The 18279-nt window shown below is 61.9% G+C and carries 7 protein-coding genes; 6 read left to right on the plus strand and 1 reads right to left on the minus strand.

What is annotated here, in order from left to right:
- Window positions 1-500: 500 nt before the first annotated feature.
- Window positions 501-6800, plus strand: a complete 6300-nt coding sequence (locus EHS19_RS07600; RefSeq protein ID WP_151917169.1) for a beta-N-acetylglucosaminidase domain-containing protein — start codon at window positions 501-503, stop codon at window positions 6798-6800.
- Window positions 6801-8457: 1657 nt separating this feature from the next.
- Window positions 8458-9165, plus strand: coding sequence for a hypothetical protein (locus EHS19_RS07605; RefSeq protein ID WP_151917170.1), 708 nt, complete (start codon window positions 8458-8460; stop codon window positions 9163-9165).
- A 533-nt stretch (window positions 9166-9698) separates the two neighbouring features.
- Here EHS19_RS07605 and pgm read toward each other — a convergent pair.
- Window positions 9699-11375 carry a phosphoglucomutase (alpha-D-glucose-1,6-bisphosphate-dependent) gene (pgm, locus tag EHS19_RS07610; RefSeq protein WP_151917171.1) on the minus strand — a complete coding sequence of 559 codons (1677 nt, stop codon included), beginning with the start codon at window positions 11373-11375 and terminating at the stop codon, window positions 9699-9701.
- Window positions 11376-11699: 324 nt separating this feature from the next.
- Here pgm and EHS19_RS07615 point away from each other — a divergent pair, with 324 nt between their 5' ends.
- The 4 genes from EHS19_RS07615 to EHS19_RS11405 all read left to right on the plus strand — a co-directional run bounded on the left by EHS19_RS07615 (window position 11700) and on the right by EHS19_RS11405 (window position 17658).
- Window positions 11700-13508: an ABC transporter ATP-binding protein gene (locus EHS19_RS07615; RefSeq protein ID WP_175578371.1), complete on the plus strand. Its 1809-nt coding sequence runs from the start codon at window positions 11700-11702 to the stop codon at window positions 13506-13508.
- A gap of 275 nt (window positions 13509-13783) precedes the next feature.
- The gene (locus EHS19_RS07620; RefSeq protein ID WP_151917173.1) at window positions 13784-14110 is read left to right on the plus strand and encodes a type II toxin-antitoxin system Phd/YefM family antitoxin; all 327 of its coding nucleotides are present in this window, start codon (window positions 13784-13786) and stop codon (window positions 14108-14110) included.
- Entirely contained in the window at window positions 14107-14439 is a 333-nt protein-coding gene (locus EHS19_RS07625; RefSeq protein ID WP_151917174.1) for a type II toxin-antitoxin system RelE family toxin, read from the plus strand. Before EHS19_RS07620 ends, EHS19_RS07625 begins: the two co-directional genes overlap by 4 nt.
- A gap of 105 nt (window positions 14440-14544) precedes the next feature.
- Complete coding sequence (locus tag EHS19_RS11405; protein WP_241677148.1) at window positions 14545-17658, plus strand: DEAD/DEAH box helicase; 3114 nt, start codon at window positions 14545-14547, stop codon at window positions 17656-17658.
- Window positions 17659-18279 lie beyond the last annotated feature (621 nt).

Here is an 18279-nt window from a genome sequence, read left to right on the forward strand (position 1 = left end):
TCGAACTGCGAGTGCGGTATGTCCCCATGATGTAGGGAATATCGCATGGTGTAGGGATCGGATATGTGTGGTTTTTGTGAAAATGGCGGAATGTAGCCGTTTTTGCGTCCCTGCATCATGGGGTGTTCCCTACATCATGTGAGAATCCCTGCATGATGGGAGATTGCCTGCATCAGGGGAGGTTGGCGGCACGATGGGGGAGCCTTGTGCGGGCGGGGCGTGGCGCATTGGTGGTGTGCGCTGCACGGAGTGTCGCGCGTGGCGGCTGGGATGCTAACGCTAACAATGTCGTGGTGCCGCCGATTTGCGGATGCCGACGTCGCTGCAGACGATGTGAACGCCGTCACATGCGCGTCACACCATTTTGTTAAGTTAGTATACGGTTCACTGGATTGTATCCGGCGGCTGCGTGGCTGCAGACGAAGGCAATCCGATTGCGCGAGGCGGCGTCCGACGACACCGATGTCGCATCGCGAACCGAGAAAGTGAAAGGAAGCCATATGCATAAGGTATTGGGAGGCATACTGGCGGCAGCGCTGGCATTGGGGCCAGTCTTCGCCGGTCCGGTCGGCATCGCCCAAGCGGACGAGACGACCGCAGCCCAAACGGCAGGGGAATATACCCTGTACCCCAAACCCCACTCCGTGACCTATGACGAGGGACGGTACATTCTTCGCGACATCAACGTCGTCTACGATGACGACATCGACTCGGCCACCAAGGCCCGACTCAACGAGGTCGCCAAGCTGAAGAACCTCAAGGTCACCGAATCCGAAGCCAAGGTGGACGGCAAGACCAACGTCTACGTCGGCGTGGAGGGATCCGGCGACACCGCCGAGAAGGCCATCGACGCGGCATACAAGCCGGCCGCCGCCACGTTCGAGAAGAACGACTCGTACTTCCTCAAGTCCGACAATGGCACCATCGCCGTCCTCGGCAAGGACACCGATTCGAGCTTCTACGGACTGACGACGCTGTATCAGGTGTTCGGCCAGCTTGACAGCCTCACTGTGCGCAACTTCACCATCACCGATTATGCGGACGTGGCATCGCGCGGCTTCATCGAAGGCTACTACGGCAACCCGTGGAGCACACAGGACCGCATCAACCTGATGAAGTTCGGCGGCTATTACAAGATGAACGCCTACTTCTACGCGCCGAAGGACGACCCGAAGCACAACGCCAACTGGCGTGACCTCTACACCGAGGATGAGATCAACACGAAGATCAAGCCGCTCGCCGAGGCCGGCAACGAGTCGAAGACCCGCTTCGTGTTCGCGCTGCATCCGTTCATGAACAGGCCGTTCTCCTTCAGCAACTATGATGCTGATCTGGCCACGCTCAAGGCGAAGTTCCTCCAGGCCATCAAGGTCGGCGTGCGTCAGATCGCCATTCTGGCGGACGATGCCGCGAACGTGGGTGGCGACAACTACACCAGACTGCTCAACGACATGGTGGCATGGCTCAAGGAACTCAAGGCCGGTGACTATCCGGACATGAAGACCACGCTGCCGTTCGTCACCCAGGAATACATGTACAACGGCGAAAGCTACTACCAGAACTTCCCCAAGGAGGTTCAGGTGGTCATGACCGGCGGCCGCATCTGGGGCGAGGTCTCGCAGAACTTCGTCAACACGTTCTACAACAACGCCAAGCGCGGACCGTTCATGTGGATCAACTGGCCGTGCACCGACAATTCGAAGAACCACCTCATCATGAGCGGCTACACCACGTTCCTGCATCCGGGCGTCGATCCGGCGAAGATCCAGGGCATCATGCTCAACCCGATGCAGCAGTCGGAGCCGAGCAAGGTCGCGATCTTCGGCAACGCCGTCTACTCGTGGAACATCTGGCAGTCCGAGGAGGAGGCCGACGCCGCGTGGGACGCCTCGTTCGCGTTCGTCGACCACAACACCGCCGTGCCGACCGCCGCATCCAACGCGCTGCGCGAACTGAGCAAGCACATGGCCAACCAGGCGATGGACAACCGCGTCACCCCGCTGCAGGAGTCCGTGGAGCTCGCGCCGAAGCTCACCGCGGTCAAGGACAAGCTGACCGCCGGCACGCTTGAGGCCGACGACGCCTATCTGGCCGCCGTCAAGGCCGAGTTCGTCAAGCTCCAGCAGGCCGCCGCCACCTACGCCGCGCAGGGCAACAAGCAGCTCATCGGCGAAACCGAGGACTACTCCGGCGCCGACGCCAACGAGCAGCTCGGCCCGTGGCTCGACTCCTGGAAGGACACCACCAAGGCGGCGCTCGCCTACATCGCGGGCATCGAAGCCGCGGCCAAGGGCGATGTCTCCGACATGCTCAAGCAGTACTCCGCCGGTCAGGCCGCGTTCGCCGCGTCCAAGAGCCACGGCTTCTACTACGTGGGCGAAACCAAGTACGCCGAGGTCGGTGTGCAGCACATCGTGCCGTTCATCAAGGCCATGGACGCCTACCTGGGCGCCAAGGCGCAGCAGGAGGCCGATCCGAGCGTCGTCACCAAGACGTACATCTCGAACAAGTTCATGACCCCGGGCTCGGGCACGATGGATGCCATCTTCGATGGCGACGACTCGACCATCGCGTCGTTCCAGAACCCGAACAAGCTCGCCAAGGACGACTACATCGGCGTCAAGTTCAGCCAGCCGATCACCGTCAACGCGATTCGCTTCGCGTTCGGCCCGGAACTGAAGAACCACTTCAACAAGTCGAAGCTGCAGTACACCACCGACGGCACGACGTGGAAGGACGTGAACGACAAGGTCTACGATCGACCGAATGCCGAGAACAGCAAGCCGATCGAAGAGACCGGACTGAACCTTGAAGGCGTCACCGCCGTACGTCTGATCGCCACCGAAGCCAACGCTCTGGATCTGTGGGTCGACCTCGCCGGCATCGACATCAACAAGGTGGCTGAGCCCGAAGATGGCGACGATGGCGAGCAGACCTACGACATCAAGGCCGTCACGCTTGAGAAGATTCAGGAAGCCAGTGGCAAGAGCGATGCCATCCACGATGGTGTCAATACCGAGAACCCCGCCGGTGCGATGTACAAGAGCACCACGCAGAACACTGCCGACAACTGGGGCCTGGATTGGATTGACGATGGTGCCGCAATCGTGCTTGACCTCGGCGAAGCCAAGTCCATCGGATCGGTCATCGTTGCGCAGGGCGACAACAACGCTGCCACCGATCATCCGGACAGCGCCGTGATCGAAACCAGCACCGATGGCAGCACCTACACCAAGTTCGGTGACCTCGGCAATGTCAAGGATGCAACCGTGACCGGAACCGCCGTGACGGCTCGTTACGTGCGCATCCGCAACACCGCGAAGAAGAAGGTCTGGTGGCGCGTCCGTGAGATCACGGTCAAGTCTCCGGCCGAGACCCAGGTCGGCCAGTACACCGCAGTCAACGCGACCTACGCCAACCAGGTCATCGATACCGGCACCGTGGACAAGCTCTACGACAAGAACACCACCGACTCCAGCGTCGTGATGTTCAAGAAGGCCGCAGATGGTGAAGGCCGCGACACCACGCAGGCGGGCGCGTCCATCACGCTCGATCTCGGCGCGACCAAGAAGGTCGGCTCCGTCGTGCTCTCGCAGGGCCAGGCCAACTCCGACGACATCATCATCAAGGGCGAAGTGCAGGTCAGCACCGACGGCACCAACTTCACCAAGTTCGGCGAGTTCACCAATGGCGGCAAGGAAGTGACCGTCACCGGTGCGGCGGCCGATGCCCGCTACGTGCGCGTGGAGAACAAGGAGGCGACCGAGAAGTGGTGGCGTGTCCGTGAGATCACGGTCAACCCGCCGGTGGCCGCCGACCTGACGAAGTACGTGTACACGAACCTCGATAACGCCACGTTCACCTCGTCCAGGACCGACGACACGGTGACGCTCTCCAACGGCACCGTCTCGCTCGCCAAGGGCAAGTACGTGGGTCTCGACTTCGGCGAGATCGTCAGGCTCAAGTCCGCCACCCTCACCGTCGGCGCCGCCAATGGTCTCAAGACCCAGACGTCCGACAACGGCGTGGTGTGGACCGACGTGCCCGCGGACGGCGTCAAGAACGGCACGACCGCGCGTTACATCCGCGTGGTCAACACCGCCGACACCGCAGCCAGCGCGGCGATCACCGCCTTCAACGCGACGATCGACGCCAAGGGCGTGTACGGCAAGATGATCAACTCGAACATCCCCGTCAACACAAATTGGGGCACGGACACCCGCAACACCCTCAACGCGTTCGACGGCGACATGAACACCGTGATCAAGTTCGCCGGCCAGCCCGCCAAGGACAACGTCGCCGACTTCGATCTCGGCCAACCGATCGTCATCACGTCGCTGCGCATCTACACCGCAGACAGCCAGTACGACTACATCCGTGACTCCGTCATCCAGATGTCCGCCGACGGCAAGACGTGGGTCGACGCGTTCACCATCGGCGACGGCATGACCGACACCGACACGCAGAACAAGTTCGGTGACATCGTCGATGCCAACAAGCAGACCGATTCGCAGTATCCGAACGTCTTCTACTACGGCAAGGACGACATCGCCAACGGCAAGGGCATGCGCTACCTGCGCATCAAGGCGACCGTCAACTACCCGGTGCGTGCGCTCGCGTTCAACGAGTTCATGGTCAACCGCGGCGCGTACGTCTCCACCGAAACCAGCGCGGCGTTCACCGCCACGGTGATCGAGGAGCGTGGCCACATCCCGAGCAACATGCTCGACAAGGATCTGACCACCACGTACAAGCCGAGCGCCAAGAACGGCTCGCTGACCTACAAGATCGACGATGCGAGCACGCTCAAGTCGTTCCGCTTCGTGCAGGCCGGCGAGGCCAGCGGTGCCACCGTGACCGGCCATGTGGCCGACGCGAACGGCACCGTGAGCGAGGTCACCTTCGGCACGCTCGACCAGTCCATCAACGCGTTCAACGTGCCCGACGGCAAGACGCTGATCGACGTGACGGTGGCCTGGACCGACAAGCTGCCCGAGCTTTCCGAGTTCGTCAAGGTCAACTCCGCCGACAAGGCGAGCGACGTGACCGCGGCCAAGACCGCGCTCAAGACCGCGATCGACGCCAAGCCGGACGCCTACGACACGTGGACCGCCGACTCGAAGAGCGCGTACGACGCCGCCAAGGCCACCGCGACCAAGGTGCACGCCAGCCCGCAGATCGCAGTCAGCTCCATCACCATGGCCAAGGCTGCGCTCCAGTCCGCCATCGACTCCGCCGAGACGAAGGCCGACGCCGCGCAGACCGCCGCCCTCAAGAAGCTGGTCGATGAGGCCGTGACCAACGACGAGTTCTTCTACACCGCAGCCACGTTCGCCGACTACACGGCGGCGCTCGACGAGGTGAAGACCGCGCTCAAGGCCACCGACAACCTCTCCGGCGACCAGGCGACCGCGCTCAAGACCGCCGTCGAAACGGCCAAGGGCAAGCTCGCCTACAGCACCTACCAGAGCGAACTCGCGCAGCTCGCCCTCGACGGCTACGACGGCTACAAGTCCGCGAACTACACCGAGGACTCGTACAAGGCGCTCGCCGACGCCAAGGCGGCCATCGACGCGCTCGTCAAGAACGATGCGGCCACCCCGCAGCAGTTCAAGGACGCGCGTGAGGCATACGTGGCCGCCAAGGACGCGCTCGTGAACGCGGCGGAGCTCGCCGCCGCCGTCACCGAGGCCGAAGGCAAGAAGCAGAGCGACTACACGACGGAATCCTGGAAGCCGTTCGCCGAGGCGCTCGCCAACGCGAAGGCGCAGCTCAAGAGCGGCACCGCGGCAACCGTCGCCGACGCGCTGGCCGCGCTGAAGGACGCTCAGGGCAAGCTCGTGCCGACGGACAAGCCGGTTCCCAACATCGCTTCGGTCATCAAAGAGATGCAGAAGATCAAGGCCGGGAACTACACCGCCGACAGCTACGCCACGCTCAAGACCGCCATCGACAAGGCCGAAGCCGATCTGAAGGCCGAGAACACCGACGCCTATGACGCCGACATCACGGCCATGCGCAATGCAGAGAGCGCGCTGGTCTCCATCGTCGGTCTCAAGGCGAAGGTGGGCGAGGCCAAGGCTATCAACGCCAAGCTGTACACCACCGCAAGCTACGGCAAGGTCGCGGCGCTCATCGCCGACGACACGCTGGCGACGCTGTACCAGTCCGGCACCAAGGCTGCGATCGATGCGCGCATCGATGCGATCGGCAATGCCATCGCTGAACTGGTCTACGTCTCCACCGATGTCGACACGTACGTCAAGGACATCGAGGTCAAGGCCAAGGGCAACTACACCGATACTGCCTACAAGGCCTACGTCGATGCGTACAACGCCCTCAAGGCGCTTGCCGACAAGCCCGCTGGCACGGTGAGCCTCGACGAGTTCACCGCCGCAAAGGACGCCTTCGAGGCCGCCGAGCGCAATCTCACGCTCAAGAAGGCCGACTACAGCGCCGTCGAGGACGCCAAGGCCAAGGTGCCCGCCGATCTGAGCGGCTACACCGACGCCTCGGTCGCCGCCCTCAAGAAGGCGCTCGCCGCCGTCACGTACGGCCTGGACATCACCAAGCAGTCCACGGTCGACGGCTACGCCAAGGCCATCAACGAGGCCGTCAAGGGTCTCAAGGCCAAGGATGACGGCACCGACAACGGCGACAACGGCATCGGCAAGAAGCCGGGCAAGAAGCCGGGCAACGTGGCGGACACGGGCTCCAGCATCATCGCCATGGCCGTGGCCGCGGCGATCGCGCTGGTCGCCGGCGCCGGCCTGATGGCCACGCGCAGGCGTCGCGCCTGACGTGCGGCAGTCGGTAGTCGGCATCCGGTAGTCGGCAGCTGGCAGCTGGCGTCGGTCGGTGGCGGACAGCGGCCGCTGCAGCCGCCCCGGCAGCCGCCGGCAATCGACGCGGCTGCCAGCATGGCGGGCTTCGGCTGGCCGGAGACCGACTGGCCGGCGACTGACTGGCGAATACGTAATAATCGAAGATCCGAATCACTGTATGCATAACTGAAAAACCGGCTGATAAAGCCGCCTGAGAGGCCGTCTGCGATGTCGAATAACGATGTTGCAGGCGGCCTCTTTGTGTTGCCGGGGTGCTCTTGGCTGGGGTTGCTGGTGGGGGTGGCGGATGCTACAGGGCTGCATAGGGGACTGCTCTGCTGGGGTTGATTTACTGGGGTGCTTTGCTGGGGTGCTTTACTGGGTTGATTTGCTGGGTTGATTTGCTGGTATTGGCAGGACTGCGCTGCCGACTTTGCTGACGGAACGCCAGTGAGTCGCCATTGAGACGCCACTGAACCGCTGCCCAGACTGTCTGCAACGGACCGTCTGCATTGACGATGTGATAATGATCACAGGTATTGATTTGGTGCATGATTCCTGATATCGCGCGCGCGACTACCGATGCGAGGCGCAAAAAACAAGACTGTTGGGCCAGAACTTTTGAGGGGTTCAGCTTCTGTATCTCCCCAGTCAGCTTCGCTGACAGCCCCCTCGTCAGAAGGGACCAGCACCACTCAGCCAATTACGAGACAGACCACTAGTGCACCACGGAGCGCAAGGATTCCACGAAGTTCCTTCGGTCGGTCATATAGGTCGTGTCGGTCGTGTGCATGGAGCGGATGTAAGGCAACGGTTGTGTGCATGGAACGTATGCGAAAAATCCGTTGTGTGCATGGAACGTATGCGAGGAGGCTCTTGAGAGCCGTTCCACGTACGCCGTATGCACACGAATTTGCTTATAGCCGTTCTATGCACACAAATTCAGGCCGTTTATATACGTTCCATGCACACGACCTGCGGCAGACTGCTGTTCGGCGGTGCCGTAGGCCGTCATTTATATACGCTGAATGCACACGACTGTACGCACGCGCATTCTGTGCACACGAAATCCATGTCGTCTATATACGTTCCATGCACACGATCTTGTATATACGTGTAATGCACACGATCCTGCGAGCCGTGTGTATTTCCCAGTTGTTGGCGTGGAGCAGAGAACAATGATGCGCGATGTCGGCGATGACGTTACGCAGACGCCCTTATTCGTCGGTGTTATCCGCCAGCGTTATCGGTCCGTATTGTCCTTCATTCAGTTATCCACAACGATTTGACAACAGGAAAACGGCATAATTCCAAGGAAAACGAGGTTCAATCCACAGAGGCTGCATTGAGTCGACATGATGCCGCCCGATCATTACGATCATGGCGCATGAGACAGAACGACAAATTGAATGCGCGATGCCAGGAGGCGGAGAGCCGACAAATGTGCATATGGGTGCGGACGGATGCGGAATCGCGCGTGTTCCAGCGACACCGCAGGATCGGCGACCTCGTCCGCGTGTTCGGAAGACTGCATGCGCGAACCGCCTATTGGGAGCATCTCAGTTGCGCGGAACGGTACCGTCATATTGTGCGTTCGCTGGCGGTGCTTCATCCTACGTGGATATTCTGCTATATGAGCGCGGCGGTGTTTCATAACATCAGTGATTCCGTCCGATATATGGATACGGTCCATATTCGAACTGTGCGGGAGTCTCATGTCAGGGATTACGCCGGTGTGCGGCATCACTACATCGCGGATGCGTCGTTCGTCGTGATTGATGGCGTGCGCGTCACCTCGTTGGAGCGGACGGCTTTCGATTGCATGCGTGGATTGCCTTTTCCTGATGGCATGGCCGTGGCGGAATCGGTGCTGCGTCAGGACTTGATTGGTAGACGAAGACTCGGAACATCGTTTGCGGCGTTGCCGGGCTGGCATCGTGCCAAGGCGTTGAGGGTGCTCTCATATGCGTCTGGTGCCACGGAGAACGGAGGCGAGGCCTATGCGCTTGGCGTGATCGTTGATCATGGATATGCGGTGCCATCGCTGCAGAAGGAGATCGTCGATCCGCGTGATCCGGCGCGCGTCTATCGCGTGGATTTCTTTTGGCGGACACCTGACGGACGCGGCATCGTCGGCGAGCTCGATGGGCGGGTGAAGTACCGTGATTCGTCGATGTATCGCAACGACAGTCTTTCCGAAACGGTCATCGCAGAAAAGGAGCGTGAGGAGGGCATTCGCCTGGTGGTCGATGAACTGTTCAGATTCTCGTTTGCTGAAGCGTTGCACGATGAGCGGCTGCTGGCCAAATTGGATAGGGCTGGAGTGCCGAAAGAACGGTAGCCGTACCGGTATGGACGGAATGGACGGCATGGATGGAATGGACGCTTCCTATAGACCTATAAATACTGCCCGGGGGTTTCCTATCGCCCGCGCGTTCCTTATGAACCACTAGTGTACTGCGTCAGAAGTTCGTTGATTATGTTGTTGGCTCCCCTTGTCAGGGGAGCTGGACCGCGAAGCGGGACTGAGGGGTAGTGAATTCGTCAACGAACTTCTGACGGAGGACACTAGGGGGTAATTGGTTTGCCGCCTAATGTGTGAAGACCGCCCCTGAAGTGGCCTGATTGTTGTTCCGCCTCTATTGTGAGACGGCTTGTGCCGTCTGCTGCCGATAATACTCGTTCTCCACGTCCTGTGGTGTCCTGTCGTGCTTTCCGATAGGGGCGATCGGGGTTGTCGACACAAAACGAGCCCGGAACCGCAATGAGATTCCGGGCTCGTCTTGTATTGCCGTTGTTATTGTCGTTGTCAGCACAGACGGCGTATCAATGCGGTCGTACTGTGCAGATCAGGTGTGATCGGTGCAGTACGGCTCACTCGCCGAGCGCCTTGTTCACGACCTCCTCGGCCTCGCCGAGCACCTTGTCGAGGGCCTCGGGGCTCTCGAACGATTCGGCGTACACCTTGTAGATGTTCTCGGTGCCGGAAGGACGGGCGGCGAACCAGTTGTCCTTGGTGGTGACCTTCAGGCCGCCGATCTTGGCGTGGTTGCCCGGAGCCTCGGTGAGCTTGGCGGTGATGTCCTCGCCGGCGAGCTGCGTGGCGGTCACGTCGTCGCCGGTCAGCGAGGCGAACTTCTGCTTCTGCTCGAGCGTGGTCGGCGTATCGATGCGCTTGTACCAGCTCTCGCCGAAGCGCTCGACCTGAGCCTTGTGCAGCTCGGCCGGGTTCTTGCCGGTCTTGGCGGTGATCTCGGCGGCCAGCAGGTCAGGGATCAGACCATCCTTGTCGGTGGTCCACACACGGCCGTCCTTGCGCAGGAAGCTCATGCCGGAGCTCTCCTCGCCGCCGAACGCGATCTTGCCCTCGAACAGCGGGTCGACGAACCACTTGAATCCGACCGGAACCTCCATGACCTTCGCGTTGATCGACGCGGCAACGCGGTCGATCAGGGACGAGGAGACGAGCGTCTTGCCGACTGCGGCGCCTTCAGGCCAGCCCGGACGGTTGCCGCCGAACAGGTACTCCACGCACACGGCGATGTAGTGGTTCGGGTTCATCACGCCCCAGTTCGGGCAGACGATGCCGTGACGGTCGGCATCCGGGTCGGTGCCGCCGACCAGATCGTACTTGTCCCACGCGCCGGCGTTGAGCTCGTCGACCAGACCCTTCATCGCATACGGCGAGGAGGGATCCATGCGGATCTTGCCGTCGTGGTCGATGGTCATGAAACGCCAGGTCGGATCGACCTCGGGACGCACCACACCGATGTTCAGGCCGTACTTCTCATTGATGAGCGGCCAGTAGTTGACGGAGGCGCCGCCCAGCGGGTCGATGCCGAGGCGCACACCGGAGTTGCGGATCACGTCGAAGTCGATGACGTTGTCGAGATCGGCCACGTAGTGCTCGCGGAAGTCGAAGCCTTCGACGAGGTCGGACTTGACCGCCTCCTCGTAGGGCACGCGCTTGACGTTCTTGTAGTCGCCGAGCAGCTCGTTGGCGCGCGCGGCGATGGCGTTGGTCACGTCGGCCGGGGCCGGACCGCCGGTGACGGGATCGTACTTGAAGCCGCCGTCGGTGGGCGGGTTGTGGCTCGGGGTGACGACGATGCCGTCGGCCAGACCCTCACCCTCGAAGCGCTGCGTGCCATCGGCGGCGCGGTTGTGGGTCAGAATCGCCTGGGAAACGACAGGGGTGGGCACGAAGTCGTCGCGCGAGTCGATGCGCACGTGCACGCCGTTGGCGACGAGCACCTCGATGGCGGTCTTCTTGGCCGGCGCGGACAGCGCGTGGGTGTCGGAACCGAGGTACAGCGGGCCGGTGACGCCGGCCTTCTTGCGGTATTCGGCGATGGCCTGCGTGATGGCGACGATGTGGGCCTCGTTGAACGAGGTCTTCAGGGACGAACCGCGGTGGCCGGAGGTGCCGAAGATGACACGCTGCTCGGGTACGGACGGATCGGGAACGAGGTCATAGTACTTGCCGATGACTTCGTCGACGTTAATGAGATCAGCTGGGGTGGCGGGAAGACCCGCGTTTGTTGCTACCATAGCTCCCATTGTGCCACGGCATATGGTCGTTTTACGATCGATTATGGTAATAAATGTCAACTTTTGTGCGAATTTCTGGGTGTGGTTTGCGGGTGTGGCCTGCAGATGGCGCAGGTGGAATGTGCTGGTGAAACAATCAGGCGTGCTTGCAGATGGGCCTGCCGAGAGTCTCGCTGATACGACTGCGGCGTGCGGACGATGGCTTGGCGGCGATGTCTGGATGGTTCGTCGGCGGCCGCTCTGACGGCTGGCTTGGCGGCTGCTGGCTTTGGGCGGCCGAACGGGAGCGCTGATGTGCCATGTCGTGTCCGTATGATGGCTGGTATGCAGAATCATGACAAGACCAGCACGAGCACATGGCGCATCTATCGGTGGCTGCTGTCGGTCTGCGGCCGCGCGATGTGGCTGGTGGTCGCACTTTGCCTGATTCAGGCGGCTATGGCGGCGATCGGCGTCGGCTATGCGCTGATGATGCGCGCTGCGATCGACGCTGCAGTGGCGCGCGATCAGACGCGTTTCGTCCGTGAGGCGGTGCTGTTCGCGGGGGCGATCATTGTCCAGATCGTGCTGCGGGCGGCGGGTGTGATCGTCGCCGAGCGCGCGCGCAGCTCGATGGACAACCGCTTGCGCGCGCATGTGTTCGCCGGTGTACTTGAGGCGCCGATCGCTCAGTCGCAGCGGTATCATTCCGGCGAGCTGATGAATCGGCTCATGTCCGATGTGACTGTGGTGTCCGGTGCGGTCACGTCGCTGATTCCGAGTGCTGCCGCGATGGCGGTGCGCGTGGTTGGCGTGGTTGCCGTCATGATCGCAATCGCGCCGACGCTGACCGCTGTACTGGTGGCGGGCGGTGTGCTGATGGTGATTGTTTCGCTGCCGTTGCGAGGTCTGCTCAAGCGGCTGCACAAACGGGTGCAGGAGGCGGGCGGCCGCGTGCAGTCGTTCATGCAGGAAAGCATTGAGGGACTGCTGGTCATCCAGTCGTTCGGCGTGGGCGGCAAGATCGTGCGCATAGCCGATTCGCTGATGGACGCACATCGTAGTGAGCGGATGCATCGAGTGCGGGTGAGCGCGTTCGCCAGCACCGGACTGGCGACCGCGATGAATCTCGGCTATCTGATCGGTTTTGTCTGGAGCGGCTTCGGCATTCTCAACGGCACGATCACCTATGGCACGATGATGGCGGTGATTCAGCTGATCGGCCAGATTCAGTCGCCGTTCGCAATGATCGGCGGCATGTTCCCGCAGCATGCGGCGATGCTGGCCAGCACCGAACGCCTGATGGATCTTGTGCATGTGACGGCGAACAAGGTGCAGGCCGAGGCGGGGCTCGGCGTTGCGGCTGCCGGTGTCGGCGAGGATGCCGCTGCCGATGCGGATGCCGGCGATGGCGGTCGATTCGATTCCGCCGTCGATCTGTATGATTCCATGCTGGCGATTCGTTTCGATCGTGTTGATTTCACATACGGGCGTAATGAGGTTCTGCGCCGGTTCTCCGCCGATATTCATTGTGGCGACATCGTGGCGATCACCGGGCGCAGCGGCGTCGGCAAGAGCACGATGCTCAAGCTGCTGTTGGGGGTCTATGAGCCGCAGTCTGGTCGCGTCGGTGTGCAGATCAGTGATGACGCATCGTCGTTGGATGGGCTGTTGTCGGATAGGGTGCCCGATGCATCGTCGTTCGTTGCCGTGCATGCGATTCCACGTGGGTTCTTCGCCTATGTGCCGCAGGGCAATGCGCTGATGTCCGGCACGATTCGCGAGGTTGTGGCCTTTGCCGAGCCGGACCCGGATCCGGCTTGCATCGATGACGATCTGGTGCGTCGGTCGTGCCGCATCGCAGGTGCCGCGGAGTTCATCGAAAAGCTGCCGGATGGGTATGACACGATGCTCGGAGAACACGGCTCCGGCCTGTCGGAAGGACAGATGCAGCGCATCGCAATTGCGCGCGCGCTGTACAGTCGGGCACCCGTGTTGCTGCTGGACGAGTCCACGTCGGCGCTCGATGAGCGTACTGAGCATGTGCTCCTGGAGCATATCCGAGCGCTGCGGAACCGCACCGTGCTGATCGTCACGCATCGGCCTGAGGTGCTGGCGTACTGCGATGCGGTGATTCGCCTGGGTGATCGCTGAGTGGTGACGTTTCGTGTTCATACAACATGATCATACATTGCGACACGCGGAATCACGTGAAGTTTGACGTGAAAAATTTTGTGAAATATGATGTGTGTATGCGGTGATCGTGGATGGTCACGCCACATGGCCCATCTATGGTCTCCGTGAGAGGATCGGTTGAAGGCGTGTTGTCAAGACCGGGCTCGCTGAACTGCAGGTGCAGGTGCGGTGTGGGTTCAGGTGGTGTGTGATGCTGTCTGGATTGTGCGCCGTATAGGACTGAGGAGGTTGTCATGACTGCGACCATTGCATTGCCGAAGGTGAATCAGACTGCGTCCGTGAGCGATTTCAGCCGCGGCAAGACGGCGGAGATCATCGAACGCGCCCAGCGCGAGCCGGTGTTCGTGCTCAGTCGCAACAAGCCCACCGCGGTGCTGATCGGCATTGAGGAGTACAGCGCGCTTCAGGAGTTCATGGAGGATTGGCTTGACGCCAAGATCGCCGAGGAGCGTCTTGACCGATGGGACGGCAAAACCACGATCAGCGAAGAGGATGTCATGGCTCATCTCGGTATTACCGAGGCTGATCTGGCTGCGACTCCGGAGGTGGAAATCGAATGACTGGGTGGATTCAGCGATGGCTTCCGGAAGCCGAAAAAGATATTGCCGGTCTTGATTCGGCAATGCAGCGTCAGATTCTTCAGGGAATTCGAAAGGTGGCCGCGAATCCGCTTCCCGTGAGTGAAGGCGGGTATGGCAAACCGCTGCGTAACGGTGGCAAGGCGAAGCTGTCAGGACTGTGCAAGATCAAGTTTCGCGGCATTGGCGTGCGCGTGGTATACAAGGCGATTCGCGTGGATCGTCAGATGGTGATCGTGGTGGTGGGCGTACGCTCCGATGACGAGGTTTATCGCATCGCCGATGCCCGCCGTGCTCGATACGGGTTATAGAAGGTTATAGAAGGAGGTGACAAGGTGAGGTGCTGGCGTGAGCGGGTCCGGTGCGCGGTGGATGTGCGCGGCATGTGTCCGCTTCGGTCATCACAATAGGTCGATATGAGCATTTCGTTGGACACCCCCATATCGTCGTTCATGACGAACAAGCGGCGTCTTGGCGCGCTCAAATCATTGGGAATCGTTTCGGTGGGCGATGCGCTTACCTACTATCCGTTCCGCGTCACTGAGCCGGTGCCGATGCGTGCCCTGCGAGAGGCGCGCATCGGAGAGCCTATGGCGTTCGCGGCTACGATCCGATCCTCGCGAGTCGTGTCGAATGCGCGTCGCGGCTGGAGACTGGAAGCAGTGGCCGAGGACTCCGCGTTCGCCCGGTCGCGCAAGGTCGCCGGTGCCGTCGCGCGGCTCACCTTCTTCTCCTATAAAAAACAGTACGTTGATTGGGTGGCCATGCGGTTGCACACAGGCGCACATGTGGTGATCGCTGGGCAGCCCACCGAATTCAACGGGCAGCTGCAGTTCACCCATCCCGAAGTGCTCACCGTTGCCCCTGCACCCGATCCGGCTTTCACCTCCGGAGCCAACGGCACCCTCAGAGGCATCGGCGGCATCGACGGCTCTGAGGGTGCCGTTGCCGACAGTGTCGGCGGCGTTAATGGCGGTGTCGGTGATGGTGTTCGTGTGGGCAGTAGTCGCGTTGCCCGCGGTGTTCGCGCTGCTGGAGATGCCAGTGCTGCCGGCTGGCACACGAATGGTAGTGGAAGCGGTGTTGGCGGCGGTGGCGTTGGTGGCAGCAGCACTGCCAGTGGTGGCCGCGCTGTTGGCGGTGTCGGTACTGTTGGCGATCGCGCAAAGGCTAGGCCCATGTTCGTGCCGGCATCATCATCGCTGCGCTACGACGCCGACGACGAAGCCACAGCGCTTCGTCGCGTGACCAGACCGCGACCCGTATATCACGCCACGTCACGCATATCCAGCGAACACATCCATGAATCGATTCTCTCTTTCATCGACGCGCTCGTTCGTGACAGTGGCACGCCTGACAGTGGCACGCCTGACGGTGGTACGTCGGTCGGTGACATCACTGCTGGCGGTGGTGCATCGGCAGTCAGTGCGGCTGCTGACAACAGGGTTGCTGGCAATAGGTCTGATGGCAGCAGGTCTGCTGGCGGTGCGACCGCTGATGGCATGCCGGCTGATGCCACAGCGTTTGCTGATGCCGCAGCGTGTGATGACACCATATCGGAAGACACCATATCGGAAGTCTCCATATCACAAGTCACCGCATCGGATACCGCGTCGTCGGGCATCACCGTGGCTGATCGAGCAACGGACCATGCCGTTGCGGCGTCGAAACCTCGCACAATCAGCCCCTCGAATCCCCGTCGCATTCCGGCGATCAGCGACATTCTGCCCGAATCGGTGAGAGCCGCGCGTGGATTGATGCATCGCGACGAGGCGTTCCGGGCGATTCACGATCCGCACAGCACCGCCGAATTCAACCGTGCCATCGACACGATGCGCTACGAGGAGGCGTTCATCTGCCAGACCGCGCTGCTCTCCGCCCGACGCGACGCGCATCACGCGGACGCCGATCCATGCGCGGACGGAGCGCTTCGCGACCGATTCATCGCATCGCTGCCATTCGACCTGACTGCAGGGCAGCGAGCCGTGATCGACGACATCGACGCCGACATGTCGCAAAGCCGCCCGATGCAACGGCTGCTGCAAGGCGAGGTCGGGTCGGGCAAAACCGTCGTGGCGCTCGCCGCGATGATGCAGGCCGTAGGCTCAGGGCGTCAGGCGGTTCTGGTCGCACCCACACAGGTGCTCGCCGAACAGCACGCGGCAACGATCAGGCGCATGGTGGAGCAGATCGATCCGCAGCTGCCAGTCATCGTGCTGACCGGAGGCATGAAACTCGCCGCCCGGCGCAAGGCGCTCGCGGTCGCCGCGGCCGGAACGCCATGCATCGTGGTCGCCACGCACGCCGCCTTCTCGAAAACGTTCCAAGCTCCGAACCTCGCGCTCGCGGTCATCGACGAACAGCATCGCTTCGGCGTGGAACAGCGCGAATCCCTGCGTACGAAAACCGACAGATCGCCGCATCTGCTGGTCATGACCGCCACCCCGATACCGCGCACCGCCGCGATGACCTGGTTCGGTGACCTCGACATCTCCTGGCTGACCGAATTGCCCGGCGGGCGCAAGCCCATTCGCACGATCGTCGTGCCAGAGGCGGACTCCGCCACCATGGGACGCATGTTCGCCCATCTGCGTCGCCGCATCGACGCAGGGGAGCGCGCATACGTGGTCTGCCCGCGCATCGACGCGGATGACGATGCAGACGACGATGCGGCTCGAGCTGACGACGGGGCTGCAGGGCGCTCGCGTCGGTCGGGCGCATCGCGCGACGATGGAGAGAACGCACGCAACGACGAGATCGACGTCTATGCGCGTTCTGATGCGTTGAGTCGCGAGTTGAGCCAGGGGCGTGACGGCCGAGAGCCGGCTCGTGGCGAAGGCCGGAGTCAATACGTTGCGGGCGCTGCGGCAGCCGATGCCGCGGATCGCGTCTCAGCTCAGGACGTCGAACCACGGCCGCCGTTGCATGCGGTCAAACAGATCGCCGAACGCCTCGCCGCGTTGCCGCAGTTCAACGGCATCGAATTCGCCACGCTCACCGGACGTGACGACGACGCAACCAAGGCGCGAGTGATGGCCGATTTCGCGTCCGGGCGCACGCCGGTGCTCGTGGCCACCACGGTGATTGAAGTCGGCGTGGACGTGCCGCAGGCCAGCTGCATCGTCATCTTCGACGCCGATCGATATGGCCTGTCACAGCTTCACCAGCTGCGCGGGCGCGTCGGCCGAGGCGGCACCGACAGCTGGGCGTTTCTTGTGTCACGAGCCGAACCGGGCTCGCCCGCCGAGCAGCGACTTAGCGTGATAGCAGGCACGCTCGACGGTGCCGAAATCGCCAAGGCCGATCTGGAGTTCCGTGGCGCCGGCGACGTGCTGGGTGACGCCCAGTCCGGCGGACGCTCCAGCCTCAAGCTGCTGCGCGTCGTCAAGGACGAGAAGATCATCGCGGACGCGCGCCAACGCGCCGCAGCGCTGCTCGATGCCGATCCCACGCTCGCCGGGGACGTGCAGCTCGCCGGCGCGGTCCTCGACTTCACGCGAGGCAACGAGACGTTCCTCATCTCCAGCTGACCTGAGACCAGCATGAGCATCGGAGTCCCGATAGGCATCTCAAGGAGCTCCACTGTGCTCGGGTGCATAAGTGCGGGTGCTAAGCGCAGCTGCATGCGTGTAGCTGCACGCATGCACGCACGCGCGGGCGCATGCGCATACCGGATTGCAACCCCTTATAGATTATTGGTATGACCATGGCTCCCCTCCGTTCAGGCGCGCCTCCGCCGATCTGTGATTCAGTGGAACCGGGCACATGTGAACATGCGGCTGGATGCAGCGGGCAGACCCACTGGGACAGTTGGACACAAAGGGCGGCTGGGCCCAACGCAACGACCGGTGCGACCGATAGGCGAATCGCGCTGCGAAGATCGTCGCATGGGCTGCATGGGCTGCATGAGTCGCATGAGCTATACGACCATGAGGGTACCGCGCACGACCCGTCTCGCGCGGCTCACCATATGGGAGCCGTGCCGGGGGATCGCGTCAAGAAGGCATCCAAGAGCCGCGTCAGGAAGTTGCGCGCTGAAACCGATGCGATGTCGATGTACCGGATGCGATGCGCCGCATGCGATGTACCGGATGCGATGCGCAGCATGCGATGCGCCGCATGCGACGTGCCCAAAACATGCCAGAAGGGGG

Origin of the sequence: Bifidobacterium jacchi, from assembly GCF_009078285.1 — a bacterium.
Taxonomy (GTDB): Bacteria; Actinomycetota; Actinomycetes; order Actinomycetales; family Bifidobacteriaceae; genus Bifidobacterium; species Bifidobacterium jacchi.

Bases quoted from the DNA above. Each gene is read 5' to 3' on its own strand.
- EHS19_RS07620 (WP_151917173.1), top strand. From the start codon at position 13,784: ATGACTGCGACCATTGCATTGCCGAAGGTGAATCAGACTGCGTCCGTG.
- EHS19_RS11405 (WP_241677148.1), top strand. From the start codon at position 14,545: ATGAGCATTTCGTTGGACACCCCCATATCGTCGTTCATGACGAACAAG.
- pgm (WP_151917171.1), bottom strand. From the start codon at position 11,375: ATGGTAGCAACAAACGCGGGTCTTCCCGCCACCCCAGCTGATCTCATT.
- EHS19_RS07615 (WP_175578371.1), top strand. From the start codon at position 11,700: ATGCAGAATCATGACAAGACCAGCACGAGCACATGGCGCATCTATCGG.
- EHS19_RS07600 (WP_151917169.1), top strand. From the start codon at position 501: ATGCATAAGGTATTGGGAGGCATACTGGCGGCAGCGCTGGCATTGGGG.
- EHS19_RS07605 (WP_151917170.1), top strand. From the start codon at position 8,458: ATGAGCGCGGCGGTGTTTCATAACATCAGTGATTCCGTCCGATATATG.
- EHS19_RS07625 (WP_151917174.1), top strand. From the start codon at position 14,107: ATGACTGGGTGGATTCAGCGATGGCTTCCGGAAGCCGAAAAAGATATT.